Origin of the sequence: Gemmatimonas sp. (genome assembly GCF_044345575.1) — a bacterium.
Classification (GTDB): domain Bacteria; phylum Gemmatimonadota; class Gemmatimonadetes; order Gemmatimonadales; family Gemmatimonadaceae; genus Gemmatimonas.
Map to the genome: position 1 here is coordinate 1 of NZ_JBIJAW010000269.1, position 4,527 is coordinate 4,527.

Below are 4,527 nucleotides of genomic sequence, written 5' to 3' on the forward strand. Positions count from 1 at the left end.
CCCAGCGGATGGAACACCACCACGTCGTCGATACGGTTGAGGAACTCCGGCTTGAACACCCCGCGCAGGGCCGCGAGGACCTCCTGCTCGGTGCGCTTCCACGCGCCCTCCTCGGTGCTCTCGCTGCGCTCGAGGATGAGCTGGCTCCCCACGTTCGAGGTCATGATGACCACGGCGTTGCGGAAGTCCACCGTGCGCCCCTGCGAATCGGTGAGCCGCCCGTCGTCGAGCAGCTGCAGCAGGATGTTGAAGACATCCGGATGCGCCTTTTCAATCTCGTCGAAGAGAATGACGCTGTACGGGCGGCGGCGCACGGCTTCCGTGAGTTGCCCGCCCTCTTCGTAGCCCACGTAACCCGGGGGGGCACCAATGAGACGGGCCACCGCGTGCTTCTCCATGTACTCCGACATGTCGATGCGCACCATGGCGTGTTCGTTGTCGAAGAGGAACTCGGCCAGTGCCTTGGCCGTCTCCGTCTTGCCGACACCCGTGGGGCCCAGGAAGATGAAGCTGCCGATCGGACGATTGGGGTCCTGCAGCCCCGCGCGCGAGCGACGGACGGCGTTCGACACGGCCTTCACTGCCTCACGCTGTCCGATCACGCGCGTGCTTAGTACGTCTTCGAGCTTCGTGAGGCGTTCGCGCTCCGACTCGAGCATGCGCGTGACGGGGATGCCCGTCCAGCGCGCCACCACTTCAGCCACATCGTCGGCCGCCACCTCCTCCTTGAGGAACTGCGGACGCCCACCGTGACTGGCGAGCTTCGACTCGGCCTCCTTCATGTCGCGTTCGAGCTGCGGGATGCGGCCGTACGTCAGCTCGGCCGCCTTGCTGAGATCGCCCGCGCGCGTGGCCTGCTCGGCGGCGAACTTCGCCTGCTCGACTTCCTGCTTGATGCGGCCAACCGCGCCGAGGGTGTCCTTCTCCTGCTGCCACTGGGCGCGCATCCCGGCCGCCTGCTCCTTCTTGTCGGCGAGTTCGCGCTCGAGGTTCTGGCGACGTTCGAGCGACGCCGCGTCGGTCTCCTTCTGGAGCGCGGCCTTCTCGATTTCGAGCTGCACGATGCGCCGCTCGACTTCGTCGATTTCCTGTGGCACCGAATCGATCTCGATGCGCAGCCGCGACGCCGCCTCGTCGATGAGGTCGATGGCCTTGTCGGGGAGGAAGCGATCGCCGATGTAGCGGTTGGAGAGCGTGGCGGCCGCGACCACCGCGCCATCGGTGATGCGCACGCCGTGATGTGCCTCGTATCGCTCCTTGAGACCACGCAGGATGGCGATGGTGCTTTCCACGCTAGGTTCGCCCACGAACACCGGCTGGAAGCGGCGTTCGAGTGCGGCGTCCTTCTCCACGTGCTGGCGATATTCGTCGAGCGTGGTGGCGCCCACGACCCGCAGTTCACCACGCGCCAGCATGGGCTTGAGCATGTTGCCCGCGTCCATGCTCCCTTCGGCCTTGCCGGCGCCCACCAACGTGTGGAGCTCGTCGATGAAGACGATGTAGAGCCCCTCGGCCGCGGTGATCTCCTTCAGCACCGATTTGAGGCGCTCCTCGAATTCGCCGCGGAACTTGGCGCCGGCGATGAGTGCGCCGAGGTCGAGCGAGACGAGCTTCTTGTTCTTGAGCCCCTCGGGCACGTCGCCACTGACGATGCGCTGCGCGAGTCCTTCGGCGATGGCCGTCTTACCCACGCCGGGTTCACCGATGAGCACCGGGTTGTTCTTGGTGCGGCGTGACAGCACCTGAATGACGCGACGGATCTCCTCGTCGCGTCCGATGACCGGATCGAGCTTGCCCTTGCGCGCGCTCTCGGTGAGGTCGCGGGTGAACTTCTGGAGCGCCTGATACTGCTGCTCGGGGCTCTGATCCGTGACCTTGTGCGCGCCGCGCACGAGCTTGAGGGCATCGAGCAGCGCCTGACGATGGGCACCGGCGGCAGTGAGCAGTCGCGTACTGTCGGTGCCCTTCGCATCGGACAGCGCCACGAGCAAATGCTCGGTGCTGATGTATTCGTCGCCGAGGGCCTTGGCCTCGCGCTCGGCGGCATCGACCACCTGGGTGAGTTCCCGACTGAAGGTAGGCTGCGCATCGCTCTGTTTGGCGTAGCGCGCCGCTTCCTGTTCGGCCCCTGTGCGAATGGCGGTGACGTTGGCCCCCACGCGCTGCAGCACCGGCACGACGATGCCTTCGTCCTGCGCCAGCAATGCGAGGAGGAGGTGCAAATCGTAGACGAGGGGATTGCCGTTCTTGCGGGCAATCGCCACGGCGTCGTTGAGCGCTTCCGCGCTCTTCACGGTGAGACGGTCGGGATTGATCATGCCATACCTACGAGCAATCGTGATGCCGGATTCGATCTGCCGGAACTGCAGGGAGCCAGGGGCAGAACGGGGGGGGCCGGGCGCCGGTGGGTGACAATAGTGCAGGCGCGTGGCAAAGTGGCGGAATCGGCCCGGCACCTGCGATTCCTCTCGCGCCCTTGGCACCAAAAGAAAGCGCCCTGGGTCCGCTCACCCAGGGCGCTTCTCATGTTTCGGGTACTTCGGGTCTCGTGGTGCTCGAACTGCGTTGGCTTACTTCACCACGATCATCTTCTTCACCAGCGGCACGCCATCCACCTCGAGGCGATACAGATACACGCCTGAGGCAGCCTCCCGCCCGGTTGCTTGGACTTTGCCATCCCAATAGGCGACATACTCACCGCAAGGGACAGCGATTTTTTCCAGCGGTTGACCACCGGCCACTCCGCTTGTTCCGCCCTGCAACACCGGGGTTGCCACCACGTCCGAGAGGACGTTGTAGATCTTGAGGCTTACCCGGTACTGCTTGCCAGGCTGCGAACAGGTGGGTGCATCACCCACCGTGAACGGAATGCGAGTCTCCGGATTGAACGGGTTCGGAAAGTTCTGTCCGAGCGTCGCTCCGTTGCGGCGTACCCGTCCGTCGTCCTGCGACAGCTGGGCCTCCGCGACTCGTGGCATGAACACGCTGAGAGCGAGCACCAGACCCAGTGCTCCCCACAAACGTTTCATGGTGCTTCTCCGACTGACGAATCAGGTTCTGAGTCGACGTCTCCTTTAAGGGTGAGAAGTGCGGACCCACGGAATAGGGTCCATCGGTAAGCTAAGGACGCGCAACCCTACGCGTCAAGCAACAATCCGGCCCTACCAGCGGGACGGGGCAATACTCGACGATCCTTCTTGGCAACTTATACTCATACACATCAATGCTTTACGATATACCATATCATGTAAAACATGACACGACTCACCACTTCCCCTGCTCCCAGACTTGGAACGCTTTGAGCGGGCGGTTGTCGGGAAGGTGCACCGCGAGGAATTCGCGCAGCAGGCGCTGATGCGCCCTGGCCTCGACCGCCTCAAGGGGAACGGGAAGCCTGTCGAGCCACGAGGTGATCGCCGCCCGTGCGGCTGGTGGCAACAACCTCCCGCCAGGGGCGAGGCGCGCGCAGTCACCGCATAGCGCGCCGCCGACCGCCCCCTGAAACCGGACGTCGGCGGCCGGGTCGAGGGGCGTGTGGCATTCGGCGCATCGGTCGATCGTCGGACGAAACCCCACCTCGGCCACGAGCTGCCAGATGGCCCCCAGGGTCACACTGGCCGTGTCGTCCGGTACGGCGGCCGCCAGTTGGTCGAGGCCGCGCACCAGACTGTCGTACACCGACGGGGCCGCCTCCTCGTGCACGAGGCGCAAGACGCTCTCCACGACGGCGCTCGCGGCGGTGAAGCGGCTCAGGTCGGTGGCGATGGCCGGGCGGGCCCGCGTGACATCGAACGCGGTAAGGGCGTGCAGGTCGCGCCCAGCTTTGGTTTGGATCTGCGCCTGCCCCTCGGCGAAGAGATCGATGGCGCTCCCGAACCGCTTCTTCGAGGAGCGAGCCCCACGGGCCACCACCGACTGGACCCCGGCCTCACGCGTGGCCAGACGCAGGATAAGGCTGGACTCCAGATACGTGGCGACGTGCAGGACGACCGCGTCCGTTTGCAGCAGGGGCATGCCCGAAGTGTAGCAGCTTCCGCGCTTACCGCAGCGCCATGTCCACGCCGCCCTGCCCGGCGGCCACGCGTCGCGTCTCCACGAAGGCCGGAGAGAAAACCAGGAGCGAGGTGACCGATCCGGTGCCGTTTACGAGGCAATGGAGCCGCCCGAGCTGGTCGGCCTGTCCGCTGCCGCACGACACCGACGCACCGCTGGCATTCTTGAGATCGAGCCATGCGGTGGAGCCGTTGGAGACGAACGACAGGTCATCGGCACGCACCTTGAGGATGCGGCTCGTGAAGGTGCTCAGGTTCTCCGACACCGTGACATACAAGAAACCGTCGAGCCCCAGCTTGGTGCCGGCGCCGTAGGTGCCCGTCGGCATCGGGCGGGTGAGCTGAACACGACGGGCACGCAGATCGATCTTCGCGACGGCCCCCGACGCGATGAGCGTGAACGGGAACGACGCGAAGCTCGCATCGCCACCGGCGCTCACATACGCCACATCGCCGCTCACGTTGGCCGACGCGC

At 65.3% G+C, this 4,527-nt stretch carries 4 protein-coding genes; all 4 read right to left on the reverse strand.

The window, feature by feature from the left end; translation table 11 throughout:
* The coding region (clpB, locus tag ACIQ6O_RS13270; protein ID WP_396208268.1) for an ATP-dependent chaperone ClpB at positions 1-2,318 on the reverse strand (2,318 nt) is incomplete at its 3' end.
* Positions 2,319-2,570: 252 nt separating this feature from the next.
* Complete coding sequence (locus tag ACIQ6O_RS13275) at positions 2,571-3,029, reverse strand: hypothetical protein (protein ID WP_396208269.1); 459 nt, start codon at positions 3,027-3,029, stop codon at positions 2,571-2,573.
* Positions 3,030-3,264: 235 nt separating this feature from the next.
* Positions 3,265-4,014 carry a DNA repair protein RecO gene (gene recO, locus ACIQ6O_RS13280; RefSeq protein WP_396208270.1) on the reverse strand — a complete coding sequence of 250 codons (750 nt, stop codon included), beginning with the start codon at positions 4,012-4,014 and terminating at the stop codon, positions 3,265-3,267.
* A 25-nt stretch (positions 4,015-4,039) separates the two neighbouring features.
* A partial coding sequence (locus tag ACIQ6O_RS13285) for a hypothetical protein (protein WP_396208271.1) occupies positions 4,040-4,527 on the reverse strand: 488 nt, incomplete at its 5' end.

Coding starts and splice junctions, on each gene's coding strand:
- ACIQ6O_RS13275 (WP_396208269.1), bottom strand. CDS start 3,029: ATGAAACGTTTGTGGGGAGCACTGGGTCTGGTGCTCGCTCTCAGCGTG.
- recO (WP_396208270.1), bottom strand. CDS start 4,014: ATGCCCCTGCTGCAAACGGACGCGGTCGTCCTGCACGTCGCCACGTAT.